The organism is Brevundimonas vesicularis, assembly GCF_900445985.1.
Classification (GTDB): Bacteria; Pseudomonadota; Alphaproteobacteria; order Caulobacterales; family Caulobacteraceae; genus Brevundimonas; species Brevundimonas vesicularis_D.
In genome coordinates this window covers 952509-975277 of sequence record NZ_UAQP01000005.1, presented here as the reverse complement: position 1 = coordinate 975277, position 22769 = coordinate 952509, and the positions used below count along the sequence as shown (strand labels likewise).

Genomic DNA, 22769 nt, shown 5'->3' with positions numbered 1-22769 from the left:
TCTAAATCCCGAGCGCCGCAGAGACGTGCGTGGCTATTTCGGCGAAACTGCCTGCGATATCGCCCTGAGGATCGGTTGCGACAAGCGGTCGTCCGGCATCCCCGCCCTCTCGCAAGGCGGCGTCCAGCGGCAAGGCGCCCAAGAAGGGGATGGATAGGCGCTCGGCCTCGGCCTTCCCCCCGCCTTCACCAAAGACCGCACCGCTCATGTTCTCGATCAGGCCCAACGTCGGGACATTGACGCGCTGGAACAATGTGTGGGCGCGCCGCGCATCGGCCAAGGCCACTTCCTGCGGCGTCGACACGATCACCGCCCCATCCAGCGGCGTCTTCTGAATCAGGGTCAGCTGCACGTCGCCCGTGCCCGGCGGCAGATCGACCACCAGCACGTCCAGGGGCGCATCAGCCGTCCCCCAACGCGTCTGGGTCAGCATCTGCGTGATGGCCTGCGACGCCATGGGTCCGCGCCAGATCATGGCGTCGTCCATCTTGGTCAGAAGGCCGACCGACATGGCCCTCAGCCCGTGGGCGACGTGCGGCACGATGGCGCCGTCCGCATAGGCGGGTTGGCCGCTGATGCCCAACATGGTCGGCAGCGACGGCCCATACACATCGGCGTCGAGAATGCCGACCGATAGCCCGCGCGCCGAAAGTGCAGCGGCCAAATTCACGGCGACCGTGGACTTGCCCACCCCACCCTTGCCGCTGGCGACGGCCAACACGCGGCGGACATGGGCCGGACGATCGGTCGGGACGGGCGCCTTGGCGCGGCCCTGATCGACCGCCGCCTTGGACAGGCCCGCCGTGCGCGGCGCGGCAGCAGGCTTGGTCTCGGCGGTCAGAATGACCGAGACGCGCGCCATGCCGGGAATGGCCTTCAGCGCAGCCTCCGCCGCATCACGAACCGGTGCGTAGGCGGCCGCTTGGGCGTGATCGACTTCCATGGCAAACCCCGCGCGATCCTCGGCCACGACCAGACCCTGAACCAGACCGGCGGCGACCAGCCCTTGGCCGGAAACCGGATCGATGATGGCGTCGAGGGCGGCGATGACGGCGGAGCGTTCGACCAAGGCGGTCTCCAGAAGACTTGCAGGCGATGATGCGCGCGTTCTATCGCCGTCGAACCCGTCCCGCGAGCCACCATTTGTCCCAGCCACCCTCAATCACGCTGATCGCCGGCCCGACGGCCTCGGGCAAGTCGGCGCTGGCGCTGAAGATGGCGCGCGAAACGGGCGCTGTGATCATCAATGCCGACAGCCAACAGCTCTACGCCGACCTGCGTGTCCTGACGGCCCGCCCCTCGGTTGAGGACGAAGCCCAAGCCGATCACCGACTATATGGCATCGCAGACGCGGCCGACGCCTGGTCGGTCGGACGCTGGAGCCGCGCGGTGATGGCGTTGCTCGACGACCTTCGCAAACAGGGCCGCCCGGCCATTCTGGTGGGCGGGACAGGCCTTTACTTCATGAGCCTGACGCGCGGCCTGGCCGATATTCCTGCAGTGCCGAGCGCGGTGCGCGGTCAGGTGGAAGCCGACTATGCCGCGCTGGGCGAGCCGGGTTTCCGCCAGCGCCTGAGCCAGATCGATGCCGAGGCGGCGCAGGCCATCGAACACGGAGACCGCCAGCGACTGGTGCGGGCGATGAGCGTCTTCATCGCCAGCGGCCGCGCGTTGAGCGCCTGGAAGGGCGACACTCAACCCTTGTTGGCGCCGGGTTCATGGACCGGATGGGTCAGGGAGCCCGAGCGTCAGCAACTCTACGCAAGCTGCGACCAGCGCGTGGACCTGATGATCGATCAGGGGGCCATAGCCGAAGTTCAAGCCCTTTTGGACCGTGGTTTGAGCCCCGCCCTGCCTGCCATGAAGGCGGTCGGGGTTAGAGAACTGGCCGCCTACCTGTCCGGCGATTTGGCCCGCGACGACGCGATCGCCGCGCTAAAACAAGCCACACGGAACTACGCCAAACGTCAGTTGACGTGGTTTCGAAACCAGACGCCGGACTGGCGCCGCGCCTGAGTGCAATCCGGCGCTTGGAATGCCTCACGGCTGTGCCTATATTCGTCTGGTCCGGTTTCGGCCGGACTATAGCGATAAACGCGCTTGTAATAAGCGGACCGGACCCGGGTGCGATTCCCGGCGGCTCCACCAACTTTCTCCCCGCGTTATCGGCGGAGGCAGCATGGGGCCGACTAGCATCGACGGACGTGTAAAGAGGATTGCTTTCGCTCGTCCTGGCCCACCGTATCGGGCCATTTTCTAACTGCGAACGATAACTTCGCTGGAGAAGTCGCTCTCGCCGCGTAATGCGGTTCGAGTGATTTCGAATCTTAAGTCCTAGGGGTTCAGATCCTTGGGCGGGGCCCGTCGGGGGGCCTGGCAACAGAACCCCCGACACTTTCCAAAAGATGATCGGGAGCCTGGCGCCAGAATCCCGGCGCTTTACCTTCATGACACCTTTCGCCTACGGCCCTGCGCCGCTATCAGTCGCGCTCTGATGTGAGGTGACGATGAGCGACCAGGCCCCTCCGGTCGATGAGATGCGGTACGAACAGCTGGCGCAGGAAGCCCTGCGCGGCGTCATGCGCGCCGCGCTGGAACGCGTGCTGGCCGAGGGCCTGCCCGGCGCCCACCACTTCTACATCACCTTCAAGACACGGGCCGTCGGCGTCAGCGTGGCCCCTGACATTCTGGCGAAATATCCGGAAGAGATGACGGTCGTTCTGCAGCACCAGTATGACGATCTGCGCGTCGAGCCTGAGCGTTTCTCGGTCAAGTTGCGCTTCGGCGGCATGCCCAAGAGCCTGGTCATCCCCTATTCCGCGATCACGCGCTTCTACGATCCCAGCGTCCAATTCCTGCTGCAGTTCGAAGACCCGCAGCTTCTGGACGAGGTCGAAGACGAGCCGACCCCGCCCCAGGACATGCCGCCGATTTCGGACGGCCCCAAGGTCGTTTCGCTGGACCAGTTCCGCAAGAAATAGCCGCCGTCAGTCCTTGCGTGGATAGGAGCGGATCAGGATCCGCTCTCTTTCGCCTTCGCGTCTTTCGACCAGCAGCCGCGCGACCTGAGCGTCGTCGTGGAACAGATAGCCTTTGATGGAGTCGAGCAAGGCCTTGGCCAGATTGTCGAGGTCCATCCAGGGCGGTTCGCCGACATGTTCCATGCGGATTTCCACGACATGGTCGCCCCATGATGGTCTGGCTCCGCGCCATTCCTTGCGCATGAACTCATAGACCAGCGGCTTGTAGTATTTGGCCTGGGTCGTCAGGCCGTCGATGACGATCTCGACCGCATCGCCATCCTCACGCGCCCTGACCTTGCCGGTCCCAATCCAGCCGGCGGTCATGCGACGATTGCCGGTGTGAGGATATCCGCGCTCTTCTTGCCCTGCATGGTTCTCGTGCTACACCGCCGCGCAACCCATCGCCACGCCTGAGAGACGAGATTTACGCGCATGAGCAACGTCCGGACAGAAACCGACACCTTCGGCCCGATCGAAGTCGCCGCCGACCGCTACTGGGGCGCTCAGGCGCAGCGATCGCTGGGCAACTTCAAGATCGGCTGGGAGAAGCAGCCCCTGCCTGTCGTGCGCGCCCTGGGCATCGTGAAGCGCGCCGCCGCCGAGACCAATCGCGACCTGGGCAAGCTGGACCCAGCCCTGGCCGACGCCGTCATCAAGGCCGCCAATGAGGTCATCGAAGGCAAGCTGAACGATCACTTCCCGCTGGTGGTCTGGCAGACGGGTTCGGGCACCCAGTCGAACATGAACGCCAATGAGGTGATCTCGAATCGCGCGATCGAGATTCTGGGTGGCGAGATGGGCTCCAAGAAGCCGGTCCATCCCAACGACCACGTCAACATGAGCCAGTCGTCCAACGACACATATCCCACGGCCATGCACGTCGCCTGCGCCGAGCAGGTGGTCAACGACCTGATCCCGGCCTTGAAACATCTGCACGCTGCCCTGGACGCCAAGGCGAAGTCCTGGGCCCACATCATCAAGATCGGCCGCACCCATACCCAAGACGCCACGCCTCTGACACTGGGCCAAGAGTTCGGCGGCTACGCCCAGCAAGTGGAGAACGGCATCAAGCGCATCGAACAGACCCTGCCGGCCTTGATGGAACTGGCGCAGGGCGGCACCGCCGTGGGCACCGGCCTGAACGCGCCCATCGGCTTCGCCGAAAAGGTTGCGGCCCAGATCGCCGAGATCACCGGCCTGCCCTTCACGACGGCCCCGAACAAGTTTGAGGCCCTGGCCGCCCACGACGCCATGGTCTTTAGCCACGGCGCCATCAACACGGTCGCCGCCAGCCTGTTCAAAATCGCCAACGACATCCGCTTCCTGGGCTCCGGCCCGCGCTCGGGTCTGGGCGAACTGGCGCTGCCGGAAAACGAGCCGGGCTCGTCGATCATGCCGGGCAAGGTCAATCCGACGCAATGCGAAGCTCTGACACAAGTCTGCGTCCAGGTGTTCGGCAACAACGCCGCCCTGACCTTCGCGGGATCGCAAGGCCATTTCGAGCTGAACGTCTACAACCCCGTGATGGCCTACAACTTCCTGCAGTCGGTGCGCCTGGTCGCCGATGCGGCCATCAGCTTCACCGACAACTGCGTCGTCGGCATCGAGGCGCGCGAGGACAATATCGCGCGCGGCCTGAACAACTCGCTGATGCTGGTCACCGCCCTGAACGGCAAGCTGGGCTATGACCTGTGCGCCAAGATCGCCAAGACCGCGCACAAGAACGGCACCACCCTGCGTGAAGAGGCTGTGGGAGGCGGCTATCTGACGGACGCCGAGTTCGATGAAGCCGTGCGGCCGGAGAAGATGATCTCGCCGGGCTGATCCCATCCAGGGACTACATTTTGCAGCGCCGACGTCGTCTGACGTCGGCGTTTTCGTTTGGGTCAGGCCTTGTCGCGGATGGTGCGTCCGACCGGCGCCAGCGCCAGCTTGGCCAATTCGAGATCCTTCAGCGCAAATGGTATGCCGATGATGGAGACGAACTCCGCCACGGCGATGATCAAATGCGTCAGGGCGATGTACCAGCCGGCCACGATGAACCAGACCACGTTCAACACGACGCCGACACAGCCAGCGACGGGATGCGTGTCCTGCCACACGATCTCGCGGCCGAAGGGCCAGAACGAATAGCTGGCGATGCGCCACGCCGCGAACGTCCACGGAAGGCCGACGACGGTCAGCGCCAGAATTGCGCCGCCCAGCAGCCACACAAGGCCGGAAATCCAGCCGCCGAAGATGAGCCAGAGGATATTCAGGATCAGGCGCATCAAGACCGACTCCAATGTCGCCCAATGCGACGTACCTCAGATAAGCAAAAGGCCCCGCTTGTGCAGCGGGGCCTTCATTAAATCGGCGTCAGATCGGCCTTAGTGCGGCTTCTCGGTCCAGCGCGCCTTGGCGTCGTCTTGGGTCAGGCTCAGATGGACGTGCTTGTCGTCAACCCGTTCGACCCAGCTGACCGGGATCATGTGGTGCTTGAAGCCGCCGGCGAAATCCAGCTTCGCCAGTTCGATCTGATCGCCCAGGACGTGATCGACGCGGCCCACGTGACCGCCGTCCGAGCCTACGACTTCGAGGTGTTCCTTGATGAGCGAAACGTCAACCATGTGTATCTCCAGCAGTTTGGTTTGTCCTGCCGATGAGAACACACCCGGCCTTCGACGGTTTCAAACGGCGACGCTTGTTCATCGCCATGATGACAGGCTTGGCCAGGACGCGGTAGAAGCCGGCGTTCACACGGAACCGGAACTCGAGACATGCGGCGGATTGGATCAGGCCTGTTCGGCGTCCTCATGGCCCTGGCCTTGTCGGCGTGTGGCACCCTGGATCGCCCGACCGGCCCCCTCCGCATCACCGACGGCACGCTCGTCAAGGCGGAAGACCCTCGCATCCGCGCCAGCGACAGCGCGCGTCTGCAGGCCTTCACCCAGGAAATCGGTCAGCGACTTCGGCCCGACAAGCCCACCTCGATCCTGGCGCTGTCTGGCGGCGGCGCAAACGGAGCCTACGGCGCAGGGCTGCTGGTCGGTTGGACCGAACAGGGCGATCGCCCCGCGTTCGACGTGGTCACCGGCGTCAGCACCGGAGCCCTCGCCGCTCCATTCGCCTTTCTCGGATCGGAGTGGGACGACGAACTTCAGCACGCCTATACCAGCGGCGCCGCCAGCAATTTGCTGAGCTGGCGCAGTTTCGCCGCCTTCCTGAACCCGAGCCTGTTCTCATCGCAGGTCCTGCGCAATCTGGTGGACGAGAACGTCACCCCTGAACTGATGCAGGCCGTCGCGCGCGAGCACGCCAAGGGCCGACGCCTGCTGTTGGCGACGACCGATCTGGACAGCGAGGAAACCGTCATCTGGGACATGGGCCTTTTGGCGACCCAGGGCGACGAGAACGCCCGCGAACTGTTCAAGGAGGTGCTGGTCGCCTCGGCCAGCATTCCCGGCGTCTTCCCTCCGGTTCTGATCGCCGGGCTTCAGGACGACGACAAGGTGGTTCTGGAAATGCACGTCGACGGCGGCGTCAACACGCCGTTCCTGGCCATTCCTGAGGACCTGATGCTGTGGACCCGTCCAAAGGACGAAGGGCGTGTCGGCGCCCTCTATGTCATCGTCAACGGTCAGGTCGGCCGCAACGACGGGGTCACGCCCGGCCGCCTGTCGGGGATCCTGGCGCGGACCTATGACAGCATGAGCAAGTCGTCGCTGCGCATCCATTTGGCGGTGACGGCGGCGTTCGCGCGGCGCAATGGGCTGGACATGGCCCTGTCGGCCATTCCAGACAATGTCGCCGCCTCTAGCCTGAAGTTCGATCAGGAGACCATGACGGCCATGTTCGAACTGGGTCGCCAGCGCGGACGCGGCGCCGATGCCTGGACACGGCTGGGCGAACGCCCGGCGGACCAGCCCTTCATCCCCCAGACGACAATTTCGGAGTCTCAGGTGCCGGCTGTGCTGGCGCCCGAGCCCTCGACCAAACCGTCGGCGGATACGCCCCCCTCCGACAAGCCCACGTCGTAGTCATGGGCGAGATCATCAATCTGAACCGGGCACGAAAGGCCCGCGCCAAGGCCGAAAACAAGGCCCTGGCCGCCGCCAACCGCGTGGCGCACGGACGCTCCAAGGCCGAAAAGACTCTGTCCGCTCTTGAACGTCATCGCGCCGATAAGCAGTTGGACGGTCAGAGGCTGGAGCCGAAAAATGACGACTGATGGCTCAGGCCTTTGGCGCGCGGATCAGCATGACCTGCCCCGCCAGCACAAGCGCCAGTCCGATCAGGGCGCTCCAGCCGAAACGCGCGCCCTCGAACAGCACCGACACCAGCATGGCGATGGGCGGCGTCAGAGCCGAGATGTAGCTGGCCAGGGCATAGCCGCGTTGGCGCGCGATGGTGAAGTACAAGCCGAACGCGATCACCGACCCGAACAGCGAGAGATAAAGCAGCGACAGGACATAGTCCGGCGTCGGCTCGATCCGCCACGTCACGCCGGTCGCCATGCCGTACAGCGCCAACATGGCTGTGCCATAAGCCATCGCCCAGGACGTGGCGGCCATAACGGGCGCGCCCGCCTGCTGTCCCTTCCAGGCGAACCAATTGCCGAGCGCCGAAGCCAGTACAGCGGTTAGCGCGAAGAGGACGCCCAGCCCCGGATTGAGCCCAGCGCCGGCCGCAGTGATCTGGCCGTAGGACAAGACCCCGACGCCCATGACGCCCAGTACTGCGCCGATCCACGCCGCTGGCGCCGCCTTCTGTCCACCCAGCAGCCGAAACAGGATCAGGTTCACAAAGGCCAGGGCGGCGAAGATCACCGCGACCACAGCCGACGCCACCTGCCCTTCTGCGGCATAGACGAAGCCATAGCTGACCGCGAAGACGAAGGCGCCCTGTCCGATGGCGGCCAGATGCTGGCTGCGGGTCAGACGCAGCGGCCGTCGCGTCACGGCGCAGAAGGCGAACAGCACCGCCGACGCCAGACCAAACCGCCAGACGATGGAGACGATGGAATCAACCGGCCCCAACTGCAGGGTGATCGCGTACCAGGTCGTGCCCCAGATCAGGGCGCAGATGGCGATCGCCACGATCGCAAAGGGACTGCTCAAGGGTTGACCTCCGGCGGTGGACGGCCCGCATAACACGCCGTGACGCCACGCGCCCTCACGTCTTGCGCCTGAGTGTGACACACTGGGCGCCTCGAAGGAGATTGCCATGCGAAACGCCCCCCTGATCCTGCCCGCAGCCCTCGTCCTGGCTGCCTGCGCCGCCACGCCGGATGTGACGACCGGAACGACGGTGGTGAACGTTACGGCCACCTATCGCGAACGGATCATGCTGCCGCCCGGCCATGTCCTGACCGTCAGGGTTGAGGACGTCAGTCTGGGCGACGCGCCCGCCAAGGTTCTCGCCGAGACCAGCGAGCCGCTGACCGGCGCCCCGCCCTATCGCGTCACCCTTGGCTTTCCCACATCTCAGATCGATCCGCGCCACACCTATGCCGCGCGCGCCGAGATCCGAGACGCGGCCGGCGCTCTGGTCTTCGTTACGGACACCCGCCACGCGATCCTGACGAACGGCGCGCCGGCCTCGGCCGAGATCGTGCTGAAGTCCGCGCGTTGAGCAGCCTCAGCAAACGTTCGGTCGCCCTCGCCGGCCATGCCACCTCGGTGGCGCTGGAGCCCGAATTCTGGGCCGTGCTGGACTGGATCGCGGCTGCCCGCAGCCTCAGCAAGGCCCAGCTTCTGGCTGAAATCGACACCGGTCGCGGCCGACGCCCCCTCGCCTCCGCCTGTCGCCTGCTGGCGCTGGACTGGGTGGCGGATCATGGAAGACCGGCGTAGCTTCGATCCAACGGAGACCTGATCATGTCCGACAATCGTCTGCTTCCAGCCGCCGTTGTCGGCGGTCTTCTGGCTGTCGGCTTCATCGGCGCCGGCGCCCTTATCGGTCAGGGCGTCATCCACGCGCGCGCCGGCGACCGCACCGTGACGGTACGCGGCCTGTCCGAACGCAATGTAAAAGCGGACCTTGCCGTCCTGCCGCTACGCTTCACGGCCTCGGGCGATGTCCTTTCGGAAGTTCAAACCAAGATCGACGGCGATCTGGCGCTGGTCCGCCGCTTCCTCACCGCCCAGGGCTACCCTGCCCAGGCCATCGAATTGGGCCGGTTGGAGGTGGCCGACACCCGGTCGCGAGAATACGCCGCCCAGAACGGCGGTCCACGCTTCATCCTGGCTCAGACGGTGATCGTGCGGACCAGCGATGTCGCCCGAGTTCAGGCAACGACGCGACTGCTCAACGATCTGGTGCGTCAGGACGTGGTGCTGCAGGACTTCCAGGGTCCGTCCTACATCTTCACCAAGTTGAACGACGTGCGCCCGCAAATGATCGCCGAGGGTACAGCGGCGGCGCGCACCGGGGCGGAACAGTTCGCCAAGGACAGCGGAACGCCCTTGGGCCCGATCCGTCAGGCCACCCAAGGCTCGTTCGAAATCCTGCCGCGCGATGGCGCAGCCGGCGACGAAGCCGCCTCCATCGACAAGAAGATCCGGGTCGTTACGACCATCACCTATAGTCTGAAGTAGTCTCGGGCGGTCCGGCGTCGGAGGATTGCGGTTGCCCGATGAAATTGACGTCGGCCTGCGGATCTTGACCCATCTCGACCAACACGACCCAGACGGCCAGGATCACGAACATTCCGACCATGCCCAGAACGAAGGCCCACCACCCGGCCTTCTTGCCGCGTGATTTGCGGTGTGACGCCGCGTCCCTTTTGTCAGTGTTCTGCTGCATCGCACCTAGGAACCGGCCGTCGATCCGCCGGGTTCCGAGGTTTCATTGTGGCAGCGGCCCTGACATTGCCGCGCGGTCCCCTTATGTTCCGGTTTCGAATCTGACTGACGGATGTTTCTGCGCCTGTGACCGACCTTCCCGCCCCCCGTATTTCCGACCTGGCGCGAGCCCGCGCGCCCGAGGGCGAGGCGTCGAATGACTATCTGAGAGGGCTGAACCCGGAGCAGCGCGAGGCGGTCGAGACGACCGAGGGGCCGGTTCTGGTTCTGGCGGGCGCGGGCACGGGCAAGACTCGCGTCCTGACGACACGGCTGGCGCACATCTTGGCGACGGGCCGGGCCAAGCCGTGGGAGCTGCTGGCCGTCACCTTCACCAACAAGGCCGCGCGCGAAATGCGCGAACGGATCACCCAACTGATCGGTCCGTCCGCCGAAGGGCTGCGCTGGCTGGGCACCTTCCACTCCATCGCCGCCCAGATCTTGCGTCGCCACGCCGAACTTGTCGGCCTGAAATCCAGCTTCACCATCCTGGACACCGACGACCAAGAACGGGTGCTGAAACAGCTGCTGGAAGCGGCCAACATCGACACCGAACGCTGGACGCCCAAGTCGCTGTCCGGCCTGATCGACCACTGGAAGAACCGCGGCTGGACGCCGGACAAGCTGCCGTCCGGCGAGGACTTCGCCAACGGCAAGGGTCAGGGTCTGTACGCCGCCTATCAGGCGCGCTTGCGCAGCCTGAACGCCTGCGACTTCGGCGATCTGCTGCTGCACAACATCACCATTCTATCGCAGCATGCGGACCTGGCTGAGGAATATCGCCGTCGCTTCCGCTACATCCTGGTGGACGAATACCAGGACACCAACGTCGCCCAGTATCTGTGGCTGCGGCTGCTGACGGCCTCGACCGGCAACGTCTGCTGCGTCGGCGACGATGATCAGTCGATCTACGGCTGGCGCGGGGCCGAGGTGGACAACATCCTGCGCTTCGAGCGGGACTTCCCCGGCGCCAAGATCGTCAAGCTGGAGCGCAACTACCGCTCGACCAGTCATATCCTAGGCGCGGCGTCCGGCCTGATCGCCGCCAATCGCGATCGTCTGGGCAAGACCCTGTGGACCGAAGACGACAGCGGCGACAAAGTGCGGGTGCGCGGCGTCTGGGACGGCGAGGCCGAGGCCCGGCTGATCGCCGACGAGATCGAGACCGCCCGCCGTCCCCATGCCGGCGAGCCGGGCCTGAAATACAAGGACATGGCTATTCTGGTTCGCGCCTCGTTCCAGATGCGGGCCTTTGAAGAACGGCTGGTCATGCTGGCCATCCCCTACAGCGTCATCGGCGGGCCGCGCTTCTTCGAGCGCGCCGAGATCCGCGACGCCCACGCCTATCTGCGCCTGATCCTGTCGGAAGACGACGACCTCGCCTTCGAGCGAATCGTCAATGTCCCCAAACGCGGCATTGGCGATACCAGCGTGCAGAAAATCCTGCAGTTGGCCCGCCAGCACGACCTGTCGGCCCTGACCGCCGTGCGAGGCCTTATCAATACCGACGAGCTTCAGGCCCGTACGCGCACCGCCCTGTCCAACTTCGTGCGCGACATCGACCGCTGGCGCCAACTGTCCGAGACCACGCCCCACTGGCAGGTCATGGAGACGGTGCTGGAGGAGAGCGGCTATACCGACATGCAGAAGGCCGACCGCACCAGCGGCCAGACCCGCCTGGAGAACCTGAAGGAGCTGACCCAGTCGATGCAGCAATTCGAGACGCTTCAGGCCTACCTGGAGCACGTCTCTCTGGTCATGGATCTGGAGCGCGCAACCAGCGACGATCCCAACGGCGACGGCGCGGTGCAGATCATGACCCTGCATGGCGCCAAGGGGCTGGAGTTCCCGCTGGTCTTTCTGCCGGGCTGGGAGGAAGGCGTCTTCCCCAGCCAGCGCAGCATCGATGAGAAGGGCGAGAAGGGTCTCGAAGAGGAACGTCGCCTGGCCTATGTCGGGGTCACCCGCGCCAAGCAGGACGCCCGCATCTCCTTCGCCGCCAACCGGCTGGTCTATGGCCGCTGGACCTCGCAACTGCCCAGTCGCTTCGTCGACGAACTGCCCATCGCCCACGTCGATCCCCAGTCCGACACCGGCTATTACGGCGCTTCGTCCGGCATGAAGGAGGCCAAGAGCCGCTGGGACGACGCGCCATCGTTCGGCAGCGGCTATTCCTCCCCCGGCTGGAAACGCGCCCAATCCTTCACCGCCGCCCAGACCCCGGCCAAGATTCCGGCGCGCAAGGCCGTCATCGAGGGCGACGGCCGACTGATCGCCACCGCCGACCCCAAATCCAGCTCAGGTTGGAAAAAGGGCGAACGCGTCTTTCACCAGAAGTTCGGCTACGGAAACGTGCGCGTGATCGAAGGCAACAAACTGTTGGTCGAGTTCGAAAAGGCCGGGGAGAAGCGCGTCATCGACAGCTTTGTCGAGAAGGCTTGACTGTTAAGCGAGGCTGTTGTCGATACCTCAGATAAACGAGGAGACAACCCAGTGGCGAAACGAGTCAGTGTGATCAATTTTAAAGGCGGGGTTGGAAAAACTACGCTCGCCTTCAACGTGGCTGCCGGGCTAGCTCGTTTTCACAATGCTCGCGTATTGCTGATGGATATGGATCACCAAAGTAGTTTGTCTATCGTATGCATGGGCGGTTCTGGCTGGCAAAATTCGGTTACGAATTCACTCACTGTTAATGAGATATTCAAACCATTTATCTCGCCGGCCAATATGCCAGGGGCCGGCATAGTTAGATCAACAAATCTAAACCCACACCATTACGCCGGATTGGATATTGTTCCAGCCAGCTTACAGCTAGACGATGTCGAGATTGAACTAACAGCTTCCCACCAAGGTAACGCCATCCAATCGGAATGGGATAAACGCACTTTGGTATGTCGATGGTTAGAAGAAACAAATATAGACAGCGATTACGACTATATAATCTTCGATTGTCCGCCAGCCACTAAAATCGTATCTCAAAATGCTATCGCAGCAAGCCACGGCTATATTATCCCCGTAGTTCCAGAAGCAGTGATGGAACGAGGAGCCCCCCACCTGAGAAACATGATAGGCAGCGGAATTGACACACGAATGAAAGCTTTAGCTGCGATGGGGAAACCACGATCCATCCACGTGCCAGATACAGCGCTTGTTGGTGTTGTGGTGACCCGAATTGAGACCCACGGCCCTGCTACTTCTGGCTACACAGACGATCACACCCAGCACCTAGGATCACTTCAACGCCAGTGGGGCGCTGACCTTCTGAGCCCATACATCGAAAAAGGCACAGGGATTTCTCAAGCTATGGCATCCGGTGTCCCAGTGTATGATAGATCGAACACGCAAAACATCGGTGGACGTGGGATAAACAGGCTCTATCAAAGACTGACAGCCGCCCTCAAGGGTCGTATAGATGCCATCTAATGCCAAACCGCAGCCACCAGAACCAAACTGATCGTCCTCTCTCTAAAGCAGAGATTGCTCGGTATTTGCGCTCTTTAGCAGAGCTTCATAGTGATCCGTACACGGGAAACATCCGCCTCTCGAACGCATTAAGAAATCTGGCTAATTCTTTGCACGGCGTGAAGCTCAAAGGAAGTGCGCCCGATGAACGCCAGCCAGCATTCAACGCAACTGATTTTTCGCGAGACCAAGTCTTTAGTTTTATACATGACGAGAAAACCGCAAAGTCGGACTTAATCTTGCTAGCAAAACAGCGGTTTTCGATTCCATCTTCTAGACTGAACAAAATGCCGCGTCGACAAATCGTCGAAACGATTGTGGAAGCCATGCAGCACGAGCAATCTCTTATCATAATAGCGGAAGAAGCTACGCGAGATGCTCGCCTAAGATCATCATAAGCGATTTGAGCAATGGCGGGCCTTAAGGACAAGCGCGGCTTCATCGACAAGGATCGCATTGATCTGTCGGAACGTCAGTCGGTCGAATACTGGATGAAGCGCTGGGGCGTGACCAAGGACCAGATCACCGCCGCCCACCGCAAGGTTGGGCGCATGACCAAGGATATCGCGGCGGAATTGGGCAAGAAGCGCTGACGCCGCCTGCCTGAAACGAGAAACGGCCCCGGAGCACTCCGGGGCCGTTTCCGTCTCTGGCTTAGATGTGGATCACACGCCCATAGGCGTCCAGCGCCGCCTCGTGCATGGCCTCCGACATGGTCGGGTGCGGATAGACGATCCCGTGGATGTCTTCCTCTGTCGCCTCCATCGTGATGGCGGTGACATAGCCCTGGATCATCTCGGTCACTTCGTGACCGATCATGTGGGCGCCGATCAGGGCGCCGGTCTTGGCGTCGAAGATCACCTTGACGAAGCCGTCGGTGTCGCCCGAGGCGATCGCCTTGCCGTTCACGCGGAACGGGAAGCGGCCGATCTTGACGTCGCGCTTGTCGGCGCGCGCAGCCTGTTCGGTGACGCCGACCGAGGCGACCTGCGGCTGGGCATAGGTGCAGCCGGCGATGGGTGAATGGACGTTGGGGGTCTTGTAGCCGGCGATATGTTCGGCAGCGTGGATGCCTTCGTGCGACGCCTTGTGCGCCAGCCAGGGCGCGCCGGCGCAGTCGCCGATGGCGTACAGCCCCTTGACATTGGTCTGGCAGTGGCTGTCGATCTTGACGTGGCCGCGGTCCATTTCCAGACCCAGTTCTTCCAGGCCGATGCCGTCGGTGTTGGCGGTGATGCCGACAGCCGAGATGCAGACCTCGGCTTCAAGGGTCTCGGCCTTGCCGCCGATCTCCACGGCGACCTTCACGCCCTTGGCGTCCTTGCTCACCTTGGTGACCTTGGCGCCCAGCTTGAACTTCATGCCGCGCTTTTCGAACGACTTCTGCGCGGCCTTTGAGACCTCTTCGTCCTCGACCGGCATGATGCGATCCACCGCCTCGACCACGGTCACGTCACAGCCCAGGGCGCGATAGAAGCTGCCGAACTCGATCCCGATGGCGCCCGAACCGATCACGACAATCGACTTGGGCATGAACTTCGGCGCCATGGCCTCGCGATAGGCCCAGATGCGATCACCATCGGCTTCCAGCCCGATCTGCGGCAGGGCGCGGGCGCGGGCGCCGACGGCCAGCATGACCGACTTGGCCTCGAGCGCGCGCGAACCGCCCGCTTTCAGGGCGACGACGACCTTGGGCGCGGCGGCGCCCTTTTCCAGCTTTGCCGAACCCTCGATCACTTCGATCTTGTTCTTCTTCATCAGGAAGCCGACGCCCTGATTCAGCTGTTTGGCCACGCCGCGCGAGCGCTGGATGATGGCGTCGAAGTCGAACGACGCGCCCGACGCCGACAGGCCGTACTCCTTCAGGTGGCTCAGGCTCTCGAACTTTTCGCCCGACTTCAGCAGGGCCTTGGTCGGAATGCACCCCCAGTTCAGGCAGATGCCGCCCAAGTTCTCGCGCTCGACGATGGCGACCTTCAGGCCCAACTGGCTGGCGCGAATTGCCGCGACATAACCGCCGGGGCCCGAGCCGATGACGACGAGATCGAATTCAGCAGCCATTAGATCAACTTCTCGATGTCGGCCTTGATGGCCTCGGGTTCAGTCTGCGGGGCATAGCGGGCGACCACCCTGCCCTCGCGGTCGGTCAGGAACTTGGTGAAGTTCCACTTGATGGCCTTGGAGCCCAGGAAGCCGCGCTTCTGTTCGGTCAGCCAGGCGTAAAGCGGATGTCGGTTCGGTCCGTTGACCTCCACCTTGTCGAACAGGGGGAAGGTCACGTCGAAATTGGTGGCGCAGAAGGCGGCGATTTCCGCCGCCCTGCCCGGCTCCTGCTCGCCGAACTGGTTGCAGGGGAAGCCCAACACCTCGAACGGCTGATCGGCGAACGCGCGGTGCAGCTTTTCCAGACCGTCGTATTGGCCGGTGAAGCCGCACTTGGACGCCGTATTGACGATCAGCAGCGCCTGACCGCGAAAGCGATCGAGCGAAACGTCCGTGCCGTCGATGGCGCGGGCGGAGAAGTCATAGACCGAGGTCATGACCTCACCCTCCCCTTAGGCCAGCATCGCGACGGGATCTTCGATCAGCGGCTTAAACGCCTGCAGGAAGCGGGCCCCGGTCGCGCCGTCCACCACGCGGTGATCGCAGGTCAGGGTCACGGTCATGACCGTGGCGGGCACGACCTGGCCGTTCTTGATGACCGCGCGTTGCTCGCCCGCGCCCACGCTCATGATGCAGCCCTGCGGCTCATTGATGATCGAGGTGAACTGCTTGATGCCGAACATGCCCAGATTGGACACCGAGAAGGTGCCGCCCTGGAACTCTTCCGGCTTCAGCTTGCGGTCGCGAGCGCGCTTGGCCAGGTCCTTGGACTCGGTCGCGATCTGCGCCAGACCCTTGGCTTCGGCCTTCTTGATGATCGGGGTGATCAGGCCGCCGTCGATCGCCACCGCCATGGAGACATCGGCGTTGTGGTGCATGGCGATGCCTTCGGGGGTGTAGGAGGCGTTCGCCTCCGGCACCATCTTCAGGGCCAGAGCGGCGGCCTTGATGACGAAGTCGTTGACCGAGACCTTGATGCCTTGCGGCTCCAGCATCTTGTTGACCTTGGCGCGCACGGCCATCAGCTGGTCGATCTCGCAGTCGATGAACAGCGGGAAGTGCGGGACGTTCTGGACGCTGTCGACCATGCGACGCGCAACCGCCTTCTTCATGCCGTCCAGCGGGATCAGGTCGTAGCTGCCGTCCGGAATGCCCATCTGCGCCAGCGACTGCGCCTTGCGCGGCTCGGCTGCGGTCGTGGCGGGCGACGCCGAAGAGGCGGTCGCCGGTTGGGTCGAACCCTTGCCAGCGGCCTCGACGTCGCGCTTGACGATGCGGCCGTGGGGACCGGTGCCCTTGATCGATTTCAGATCGACGCCGTTCTGAGCGGCGATACGTCGAGCGAGCGGCGACGAGAAGATGCGATCTCCGCTGTCCGACTTCGGCGCGGCGGGCGCCGGAGCGGCAGCCGTGGCGGCCTTGGGTGCCTCGGCAGCAGCGGGGGCGGCCTCGGCCTTCGGCGCCTCTTCGGTCTTGGCGGCGGGTTTTTCAGCCAGCTTGGGTGAGGCCGCGCCGCCCTCGTCCTTCAGGCGGGCGATGGGCGTATTGACCTTCACGCCTTCCGTGCCTTCAGCGACCAGGATGTCGGTGACTTCGCCCTCGTCAACGGCCTCGACTTCCATCGTCGCCTTGTCGGTTTCGATCTCGGCGATCACGTCGCCGGCGGAGACGACATCTCCTACCTTGACGTGCCACTTGGCCAGAACGCCCTCCTCCATCGTCGGAGACAGGGCGGGCATCAGAATGTCGGTCATGCCATCACCTGCTTCACGGCGGCGATGATCTTGTCCACGCCCGGCAACGACAGCACTTCCAGATTGGCGGCGTAAGGCAGCGGCACGTCCTCCTGGTGCACGCGCAGCGGCGGGGCATCCAGATAGTCGAAGGCGTGTTCGATGACGCGGGCCACGACCTCGGCGCCGACGCCCATCGGACCCCAGCCCTCTTCGGCCGAGACCAGACGGTTGGTCTTCTTGACGCTCTCGACGATGGTCTCGTGATCCAGGGGGCGCAGGGTGCGCAGGTCGATCACCTCAGCCTCGACACCCTCCTCGACCAGCTTCTCGGCGGCCTGCAGGGCGAAGCCGACCATGCGGCTGTGCGCGGTGATGGTGACGTCCTTGCCTTCGCGGCGGACCTTGGCCTTGCCGATCGGCAGGACATAGTCCTCGACCTCCGGCACGTCGAACTCCAGGCCGTACATCATCTCGTGTTCGAGGAAGACGACCGGGTTCGGGTCACGGATGGCGGCTTTCAGCAGGCCCTTGGCGTCGGCCGCGTCATAGGGTGCGATGACCTTCAGACCGGGCACCTGAGCATACCAGGCCGAGTAGTCCTGGCTGTGCTGGGCGCCGACGCGCGAAGCGGCGCCGTTCGGGCCGCGGAACACGATTGGCGCGCGGATCTGACCGCCCGACATATAGAGCGTCTTGGCGGCCGAGTTGATGATGTGGTCGATCGCCTGCATGGCGAAGTTGAACGTCATGAACTCGACGATCGGCTTCAGGCCCGACATGGCCGCGCCGACACCCAGGCCGGCGAAGCCGTGCTCGGTGATTGGGGTGTCCACGACGCGCTGGTCGCCGAACTCCTGCAACAGGTCGCGGCTGACCTTATAGGCGCCCTGATACTGGGCGACTTCCTCGCCGATCAGGAAGACGCGATCGTCGCGACGCATCTCTTCGGCCATGGCGTCGCGCAGGGCGTCGCGCACGGTCGTCTTGACCAGTTTGGCGTCGGCCGGAATTTCCGGGTCGCGCAGTTCGACCTTGGGCGTCACGGTCTGGGCCGGGGCTTTTTCCGGATCGCCAGTCTTGCCTTCGGCCGCAGCCTTGGGCGCCTCAGCTTCGCCCTTTGCGGGTTCAGCCTTGGGCGCAGGGGCCGCTGCGCCGTCTTCGCCGGCCAGACGCGCGATCGGCGTGTTGACCTTCACGTTCTCGGAGCCTTCGGCGACCAGGATTTCCAGCACTTCGCCTTCATCCACGGCCTCGACTTCCATCGTCGCCTTGTCGGTTTCGATCTCGGCGATCACCTGGCCGGCCGACACGGAGTCGCCTGCCTTGATGTGCCATTTGGTCAGCGTGCCCTCTTCCATCGTGGGGGACAGCGCCGGCATCAGAATATCAGTCATCGAGCGGAGCTCCCCATGAGCGCCCACTGTCCTTTTCCAACAGTGTTAGAGAGCGCTACTTTACCTTCCTTGCTGAGCGAAAGTGCTGCCCAGCGCATATCGTATTGCCAAGTGTAGAACAGAGGCGTTCCCTCAAGTTCTGCGCCATGAGCACGCCAGATTTCCTTGGCAACATCAATGATCTTCGCAGGCTTTCCGATGTTTCGGAGCGCCTCGATCACCCAATCTTTAAGATGGTGTCGGGAGACCATAGAATTAGGCCTCCACATAAACGTCGGTATAGAGCTCGGACGGATCGGGTTCCGGGCTCTCTTGGGCGAATTGAACAGCTTCGGCGACGATCGCCTTGATCTCGTTGTCGATGGCCTTGAGCTCGTCCTCGGTCGCATTGGCGGCCGACAGCAGCGTCTTCAGGTGATCGATCGGGTCGCGGGTCTTCTTGACCTCGTCAACCTCTTCCTTGGTCCGGTACTTGGCCGGGTCGGACATCGAGTGACCGCGATAGCGATAGGTCTTCACTTCCAGGATGAAGGGACCGCCGCCCTCGCGGGCGCGCTTCACCGCACGCGCCGTCGCATCGCGCACGGCCAGCACGTCCATGCCGTCGACCTGCTCGCCCGGAATGCCGAAGCTGGCGCCGCGCTGATACAGTTCGGTCGTCGAGGACGAGCGTTCAATGCTCGTGCCCATGGCGTACTGATTGTTCTCGATGATGTAGATGGCCGGCAGCTTCCACAGCTGCGCCATGTTGAAGCTCTCGTAGACCTGCCCCTGGTTCGAGGCACCGTCGCCGAAATAGACGAAGGCCACCGAATCGTCGCCGCGATACTTGCCGGCGAAGGCCAGGCCGGTGCCCAGCGCCACCTGGGCGCCGACGATGCCGTGACCGCCGTAGAATCCGGTCGGCACGTCGAACATGTGCATCGATCCGCCCTTGCCCTTGGACGAACCGCCGCTGCGGCCGGTCAGCTCGGCCATGACTTCCTTGGGATCCATGCCGGCGGCCAGCATGTGGCCGTGGTCGCGATAGCCGGTGATGATCTTGTCGTGGCCTTGTTTGACGCTCTCCTGAACGCCGACCGCCACGGCCTCCTGGCCGATGTACAGGTGACAGAAGCCGCCGATCAGACCCATGCCGTAGAGCTGGCCCGCACGCTCTTCGAAGCGGCGGATCAGAACCATCTCGCGATAGAAGCGCAGAAGGTCTTCCTTGGACGCCGTCGGCGTGTTGGGCAGTTTATCAGGCGTGGTCGTCTGAGCGGATTTGGCTGGGGCTTTCGCCATCCGGTATCTCCCGGCTAGGCGCCGAGAACCGACGCCTTCTTATCGTTACGGAAAGGGGCTTTAGCAGCCTTCCTTCCGGTAACGCAAAGGGGTGCGGGTCGCCCTGTAACAATAGTTCAAGTGGTGAAGGTCGCTCAGCCTTGGGCGACCGGGGCCGAGACGCGGATCACATAGTCGCGCGGGTCGGAGAAACCCAGAACGGCGCGCGCGCGCTCTTCCAGAAGGTCGCGAGACAGACTGTCGGTGCGAAGATAGCGAACCCGCGTCTCAAGGTCGCGGCGTTGCTCGGTCAGATGCGCCAGCTGGTCCTCGCGCTGCCCAAGCAGGGCGTCGCGAGACGATCCGCTCAGCAGTCCGCGCTCGCCCGTCAGCGCCTGCACCCCGAGATAGGCGAGAAGCAGCAACAGGGCGAGGGACAGGCGGTAAGGTTTCATCCGTTCGGGCACTTGAGACGCTCCTTCTGAGCGCGAAAACACAGTTCAGAAACCGTGCCCGAAAATGCCTAACGAAATGTAGCTTGACCGTAAGATTGTCGGCGGAAAACGCTGATTCTCCGCCGACAATTCGGATCTCTATTTCAGCAGCATGCCGTCGCCGAAATAGACGCCCTGGTCGCCCAGCATTTCCTCGATGCGGAGCAACTGGTTGTACTTCGCCACCCGGTCGGAGCGGGCCAACGAGCCGGTCTTGATCTGCCCGCAGTTGGTCGCCACGGCCAGGTCGGCGATGGTGTAGTCCTCGGTCTCGCCCGACCGGTGGCTCATCACGGCGGTATAGCCCGCGCGGTGGGCCATATCGACGGCGTCCAAGGTTTCCGACAGGGTGCCGATCTGGTTGACCTTGATCAGGATCGAGTTGGCCAGACCTTCGCCGATACCCGCAGCCAGACGCGCCGGATTGGTCACGAACAGATCGTCGCCGACCAGTTGGACGCGGTCGCCCAGGCGCTCGGTCAGCAGGCGCCAGCCGTCGAAGTCATCCTCGGCCATACCATCCTCGATCGACACGATCGGGAAGCGTTCGCACAAGTCGACCAAGTAGGCGGCCATGCCTTCGGAATCGACTGTCTTGCCCTCGCCCGCCATGACGTACTTGCCGTCCTTGAAGAACTCGGTCGAGGCGACGTCGAGGCCCAGGTGGAAATCCTCGCCGGCGAGGTAGCCCGCCGCCTGGCCCGCCTTGGTGATGAAGCTCAGCGCCTCATCGGCCGAGGCCAGATTGGGCGCAAAGCCGCCCTCGTCGCCGACGTTGGTGTTGTGCCCGGCGTCCTTCAGTTGCTTCTTCAAGGCGTGGAAGATTTCGGCGCCCATGCGCACGGCGTCCGAAAAGGTTTCGGCGCCGGTGGGCAGGATCATGAACTCCTGGATGTCGATCGGATTGTCGGCGTGGGCGCCGCCGTTGATGATGTTCATCATCGGGGTCGGCAGGACGCGGGCCGAGACGCCGCCCAGGTATCGATACAGTTCCTGATTGGCCGACAGGGCGCTGGCCTTGGCGACCGCCAGAGACACGCCCAGGATCGCATTGGCGCCCAGACGGCCCTTGTTGGGCGTGCCGTCCAGTTCGATCATCGCCTCGTCGATCCGGCGCTGCTGCTCGGCGTCCATGCCGGACAGGGCGTCGAAGATCTCGCCGTTGACAGCGTCGACGGCCTTTTGGACGCCCTTGCCGCCCCACATGTCCTTGTCGCCGTCACGCAGCTCGACCGCTTCGTGCGCGCCCGTGGACGCGCCGGACGGAACGGCGGCGCGGCCGAACGAACCGTCTTCCAGCGTGACATCGACCTCGACCGTCGGATTGCCCCGGCTGTCGAGGATCTGGCGGGCGACGATGTCGGCGATGTCGGTCATGGCTCGGCTCTTTGGCTCAAGGGGCAAGGGAGGTCAGACGGTTTAGCCGCCTCCCCGCCAAACGCCAATGCCGACATCGTCGCCGGGCGTCAGGAACAGCCTTCCACCAGTTGGATAGAAGGATCGCCAGCGTGAATGGCGATGACCTTGCCGTCCGCGCCGACTTCATAGCGGACCCCACGGGCCGCCGGGTCGGTGACATAGGCGCTGGAACCGCCTTTTGACCAAGCATACAGGTCCTCGGCGGGCGCATCCTGATATTTGTGCGGTTGTGCGAATATCGATCCGCCGTACGCCTGTTTGATCGCCATGGCCGTGTCGCCCACCTCAAACCCGCGATCTGTCTCGATTGTCGCGCCACGAGACAGGGTGATTCGTGTCAGGACCCCTCTCTGGATCATCACGAGCACGTCCGCCGGCGCTTTGGTCGGATGGAACTGATCGCAGACCTCCGGCTCAGGGCCGCCAACAGCGTTCGGCTGGGAGTCCTCCCCCCAAACCTTCACCAGGTCGGCCCGCGACATTCCGATTCGCACGGGGCCCAGCCCCTCGGCTGTAAGGATATTGGGATCGGCGGCGGGCGTGACAGGCGGGGTCGGAGCCGCCGGCGCCATGGCGACCGGCGGCGCCTCCTGAGGCGCTTCTGCGGTCGGGCGCTCGTCACGGCCGCAGGCGGCAAGGGTGAGAAGCGCGACGGCGCTGACGGCGGTGAGACGAATCATCATGCAGTATTCTCCAAATGAAGCTTCACCGCATTCAACGCACGAAAACGGCGCGCGGGTCACCGCACGCCGTTGAAATCGTCATCCGACCGAAGTCGGGTCGCCTGAAAGACTAGTCTTCCTTCGGCGTGATGACCTGACGACCGCGATAGGTGCCGGTCTTCAGGTCGATGTGGTGCGGGCGCTTCAGCTCGCCGGTGTCCTTGTCCTCGACGTAGACGTTCGAGGTCAGGGCGTCGTGGGCGCGGCGCATGTTGCGACGCGAGGGAGATACTTTGCGCTTCGGAACGGCCATGTCCGTCTCAATCTTCTAAGTCGGGCGCCGCCCAGAGCCGAGCTCCGTCTAGCGCGAAAACAATAGCGGCGGCCCT

At 63.6% G+C, this 22769-nt stretch carries 28 protein-coding genes and 1 other RNA gene; 13 read left to right on the top strand and 16 right to left on the bottom strand.

The genetic code is table 11. The features are described 5' to 3' along the window. Nucleotide 1: 1 nt before the first annotated feature. Nucleotides 2-1069, bottom strand: coding sequence for an Mrp/NBP35 family ATP-binding protein (locus DT343_RS04820; RefSeq protein WP_112861956.1), 1068 nt, complete (start codon nucleotides 1067-1069; stop codon nucleotides 2-4). A gap of 74 nt (nucleotides 1070-1143) precedes the next feature. On the opposite strand from DT343_RS04820, the gene miaA reads away from it, so the two are divergent. The 3 genes from miaA to DT343_RS04805 all read left to right on the top strand — a co-directional run bounded on the left by miaA (nucleotide 1144) and on the right by DT343_RS04805 (nucleotide 2981). Next, a complete protein-coding gene (gene miaA, locus DT343_RS04815; RefSeq protein WP_181669118.1) occupies nucleotides 1144-2016 on the top strand; it encodes a tRNA (adenosine(37)-N6)-dimethylallyltransferase MiaA in 873 nt (290 codons plus the stop codon). 10 nt (nucleotides 2017-2026) lie between these two features. Further along, nucleotides 2027-2394, top strand: a transfer-messenger RNA (tmRNA) gene (gene ssrA / locus DT343_RS04810). A 113-nt stretch (nucleotides 2395-2507) separates the two neighbouring features. Next, on the top strand, nucleotides 2508-2981 hold the full coding sequence (locus DT343_RS04805) for an SspB family protein (RefSeq protein ID WP_017504863.1): 474 nt from the start codon (nucleotides 2508-2510) through the stop codon (nucleotides 2979-2981). Nucleotides 2982-2987: 6 nt separating this feature from the next. Here the strand turns inward: DT343_RS04805 and DT343_RS04800 are convergent, their stop codons facing one another. After that, complete coding sequence (locus DT343_RS04800) at nucleotides 2988-3347, bottom strand: RusA family crossover junction endodeoxyribonuclease (protein ID WP_066551435.1); 360 nt, start codon at nucleotides 3345-3347, stop codon at nucleotides 2988-2990. A gap of 108 nt (nucleotides 3348-3455) precedes the next feature. On the opposite strand from DT343_RS04800, the gene fumC reads away from it, so the two are divergent. Further along, nucleotides 3456-4847, top strand: coding sequence for a class II fumarate hydratase (gene fumC, locus DT343_RS04795; RefSeq protein ID WP_112861954.1), 1392 nt, complete (start codon nucleotides 3456-3458; stop codon nucleotides 4845-4847). Nucleotides 4848-4909: 62 nt separating this feature from the next. Here fumC and DT343_RS04790 read toward each other — a convergent pair whose 3' ends face one another. Further along, nucleotides 4910-5296, bottom strand: a complete 387-nt coding sequence (locus DT343_RS04790) for a YccF domain-containing protein (RefSeq protein WP_112861953.1) — start codon at nucleotides 5294-5296, stop codon at nucleotides 4910-4912. Between the two features lie 96 nt (nucleotides 5297-5392). Continuing rightward, entirely contained in the window at nucleotides 5393-5632 is a 240-nt protein-coding gene (locus DT343_RS04785) for a DUF2171 domain-containing protein (protein ID WP_039243689.1), read from the bottom strand. A gap of 150 nt (nucleotides 5633-5782) precedes the next feature. On the opposite strand from DT343_RS04785, the gene DT343_RS04780 reads away from it, so the two are divergent. Together DT343_RS04780 and DT343_RS04775 are read left to right on the top strand one after the other, a co-directional pair. After that, on the top strand, nucleotides 5783-7042 hold the full coding sequence (locus DT343_RS04780; RefSeq protein WP_112861952.1) for a patatin-like phospholipase family protein: 1260 nt from the start codon (nucleotides 5783-5785) through the stop codon (nucleotides 7040-7042). Nucleotides 7043-7044: 2 nt separating this feature from the next. Further along, a complete protein-coding gene (locus DT343_RS04775) occupies nucleotides 7045-7233 on the top strand; it encodes a DUF4169 family protein (protein WP_112861951.1) in 189 nt (62 codons plus the stop codon). Nucleotides 7234-7237: 4 nt separating this feature from the next. Here the strand turns inward: DT343_RS04775 and DT343_RS04770 are convergent, their stop codons facing one another. Beyond that, complete coding sequence (locus DT343_RS04770) at nucleotides 7238-8122, bottom strand: DMT family transporter (RefSeq protein WP_112861950.1); 885 nt, start codon at nucleotides 8120-8122, stop codon at nucleotides 7238-7240. Between the two features lie 106 nt (nucleotides 8123-8228). Here DT343_RS04770 and DT343_RS04765 point away from each other — a divergent pair, with 106 nt between their 5' ends. Genes DT343_RS04765 through DT343_RS04755 form a run of 3 tightly spaced genes read left to right on the top strand, consistent with a single transcriptional unit; the run spans nucleotide 8229 to nucleotide 9601 of the window. Further along, on the top strand, nucleotides 8229-8636 hold the full coding sequence (locus DT343_RS04765) for a YbaY family lipoprotein (RefSeq protein ID WP_112861949.1): 408 nt from the start codon (nucleotides 8229-8231) through the stop codon (nucleotides 8634-8636). Beyond that, the gene (locus tag DT343_RS04760; protein ID WP_112861948.1) at nucleotides 8633-8857 is read left to right on the top strand and encodes a ribbon-helix-helix domain-containing protein; all 225 of its coding nucleotides are present in this window, start codon (nucleotides 8633-8635) and stop codon (nucleotides 8855-8857) included. The genes DT343_RS04765 and DT343_RS04760 overlap by 4 nt, the downstream gene beginning before the upstream one ends. Nucleotides 8858-8881: 24 nt before the next feature. Further along, on the top strand, nucleotides 8882-9601 hold the full coding sequence (locus tag DT343_RS04755) for an SIMPL domain-containing protein (RefSeq protein ID WP_055805099.1): 720 nt from the start codon (nucleotides 8882-8884) through the stop codon (nucleotides 9599-9601). Here DT343_RS04755 and DT343_RS04750 read toward each other — a convergent pair. Then, the gene (locus DT343_RS04750) at nucleotides 9582-9809 is read right to left on the bottom strand and encodes a hypothetical protein (RefSeq protein ID WP_112861947.1); all 228 of its coding nucleotides are present in this window, start codon (nucleotides 9807-9809) and stop codon (nucleotides 9582-9584) included. The genes DT343_RS04755 and DT343_RS04750 overlap by 20 nt on opposite strands. Before the next feature lie 125 nt (nucleotides 9810-9934). Here DT343_RS04750 and DT343_RS04745 point away from each other — a divergent pair, with 125 nt between their 5' ends. The 4 genes from DT343_RS04745 to DT343_RS04735 are packed head-to-tail and all read left to right on the top strand — an operon-like array spanning nucleotide 9935 to nucleotide 13902. Then, on the top strand, nucleotides 9935-12289 hold the full coding sequence (locus tag DT343_RS04745; RefSeq protein ID WP_112861946.1) for an ATP-dependent helicase: 2355 nt from the start codon (nucleotides 9935-9937) through the stop codon (nucleotides 12287-12289). 51 nt (nucleotides 12290-12340) lie between these two features. Continuing rightward, nucleotides 12341-13270: a ParA family protein gene (locus DT343_RS04740; protein ID WP_112861945.1), complete on the top strand. Its 930-nt coding sequence runs from the start codon at nucleotides 12341-12343 to the stop codon at nucleotides 13268-13270. Beyond that, the gene (locus tag DT343_RS17170) at nucleotides 13270-13707 is read left to right on the top strand and encodes a hypothetical protein (RefSeq protein ID WP_146756709.1); all 438 of its coding nucleotides are present in this window, start codon (nucleotides 13270-13272) and stop codon (nucleotides 13705-13707) included. Before DT343_RS04740 ends, DT343_RS17170 begins: the two co-directional genes overlap by 1 nt. 12 nt (nucleotides 13708-13719) lie before the next feature. Beyond that, the gene (locus tag DT343_RS04735; protein WP_055753752.1) at nucleotides 13720-13902 is read left to right on the top strand and encodes a DUF3606 domain-containing protein; all 183 of its coding nucleotides are present in this window, start codon (nucleotides 13720-13722) and stop codon (nucleotides 13900-13902) included. A gap of 61 nt (nucleotides 13903-13963) precedes the next feature. Here DT343_RS04735 and lpdA read toward each other — a convergent pair whose 3' ends face one another. The 10 genes from lpdA to rpmF all read right to left on the bottom strand — a co-directional run bounded on the left by lpdA (nucleotide 13964) and on the right by rpmF (nucleotide 22693). Further along, nucleotides 13964-15370: a dihydrolipoyl dehydrogenase gene (lpdA, locus tag DT343_RS04730; protein ID WP_112861944.1), complete on the bottom strand. Its 1407-nt coding sequence runs from the start codon at nucleotides 15368-15370 to the stop codon at nucleotides 13964-13966. Then, nucleotides 15370-15849, bottom strand: a complete 480-nt coding sequence (locus tag DT343_RS04725; protein ID WP_112861943.1) for a glutathione peroxidase — start codon at nucleotides 15847-15849, stop codon at nucleotides 15370-15372. Before DT343_RS04725 ends, lpdA begins: the two co-directional genes overlap by 1 nt. Before the next feature lie 15 nt (nucleotides 15850-15864). Then, nucleotides 15865-17166, bottom strand: coding sequence for a pyruvate dehydrogenase complex dihydrolipoamide acetyltransferase (locus tag DT343_RS04720; protein ID WP_112861942.1), 1302 nt, complete (start codon nucleotides 17164-17166; stop codon nucleotides 15865-15867). Beyond that, nucleotides 17163-18542, bottom strand: a complete 1380-nt coding sequence (locus DT343_RS04715) for a pyruvate dehydrogenase complex E1 component subunit beta (protein WP_112861941.1) — start codon at nucleotides 18540-18542, stop codon at nucleotides 17163-17165. Before DT343_RS04715 ends, DT343_RS04720 begins: the two co-directional genes overlap by 4 nt. Then, complete coding sequence (locus DT343_RS04710) at nucleotides 18539-18763, bottom strand: hypothetical protein (protein ID WP_181669117.1); 225 nt, start codon at nucleotides 18761-18763, stop codon at nucleotides 18539-18541. Before DT343_RS04710 ends, DT343_RS04715 begins: the two co-directional genes overlap by 4 nt. 34 nt (nucleotides 18764-18797) lie before the next feature. Then, the gene (gene pdhA / locus DT343_RS04705) at nucleotides 18798-19826 is read right to left on the bottom strand and encodes a pyruvate dehydrogenase (acetyl-transferring) E1 component subunit alpha (protein ID WP_039243674.1); all 1029 of its coding nucleotides are present in this window, start codon (nucleotides 19824-19826) and stop codon (nucleotides 18798-18800) included. Nucleotides 19827-19960: 134 nt separating this feature from the next. Further along, entirely contained in the window at nucleotides 19961-20260 is a 300-nt protein-coding gene (locus tag DT343_RS04700) for a septum formation initiator family protein (RefSeq protein ID WP_112861939.1), read from the bottom strand. Between the two features lie 138 nt (nucleotides 20261-20398). Beyond that, nucleotides 20399-21676 carry a phosphopyruvate hydratase gene (gene eno / locus DT343_RS04695; protein ID WP_039243670.1) on the bottom strand — a complete coding sequence of 426 codons (1278 nt, stop codon included), beginning with the start codon at nucleotides 21674-21676 and terminating at the stop codon, nucleotides 20399-20401. An 89-nt stretch (nucleotides 21677-21765) separates the two neighbouring features. Next, nucleotides 21766-22401 carry a hypothetical protein gene (locus DT343_RS04690; RefSeq protein ID WP_112861938.1) on the bottom strand — a complete coding sequence of 212 codons (636 nt, stop codon included), beginning with the start codon at nucleotides 22399-22401 and terminating at the stop codon, nucleotides 21766-21768. Nucleotides 22402-22510: 109 nt separating this feature from the next. Further along, a complete protein-coding gene (gene rpmF, locus DT343_RS04685) occupies nucleotides 22511-22693 on the bottom strand; it encodes a 50S ribosomal protein L32 (protein WP_026108365.1) in 183 nt (60 codons plus the stop codon). Nucleotides 22694-22769: the final 76 nt, after the last annotated feature.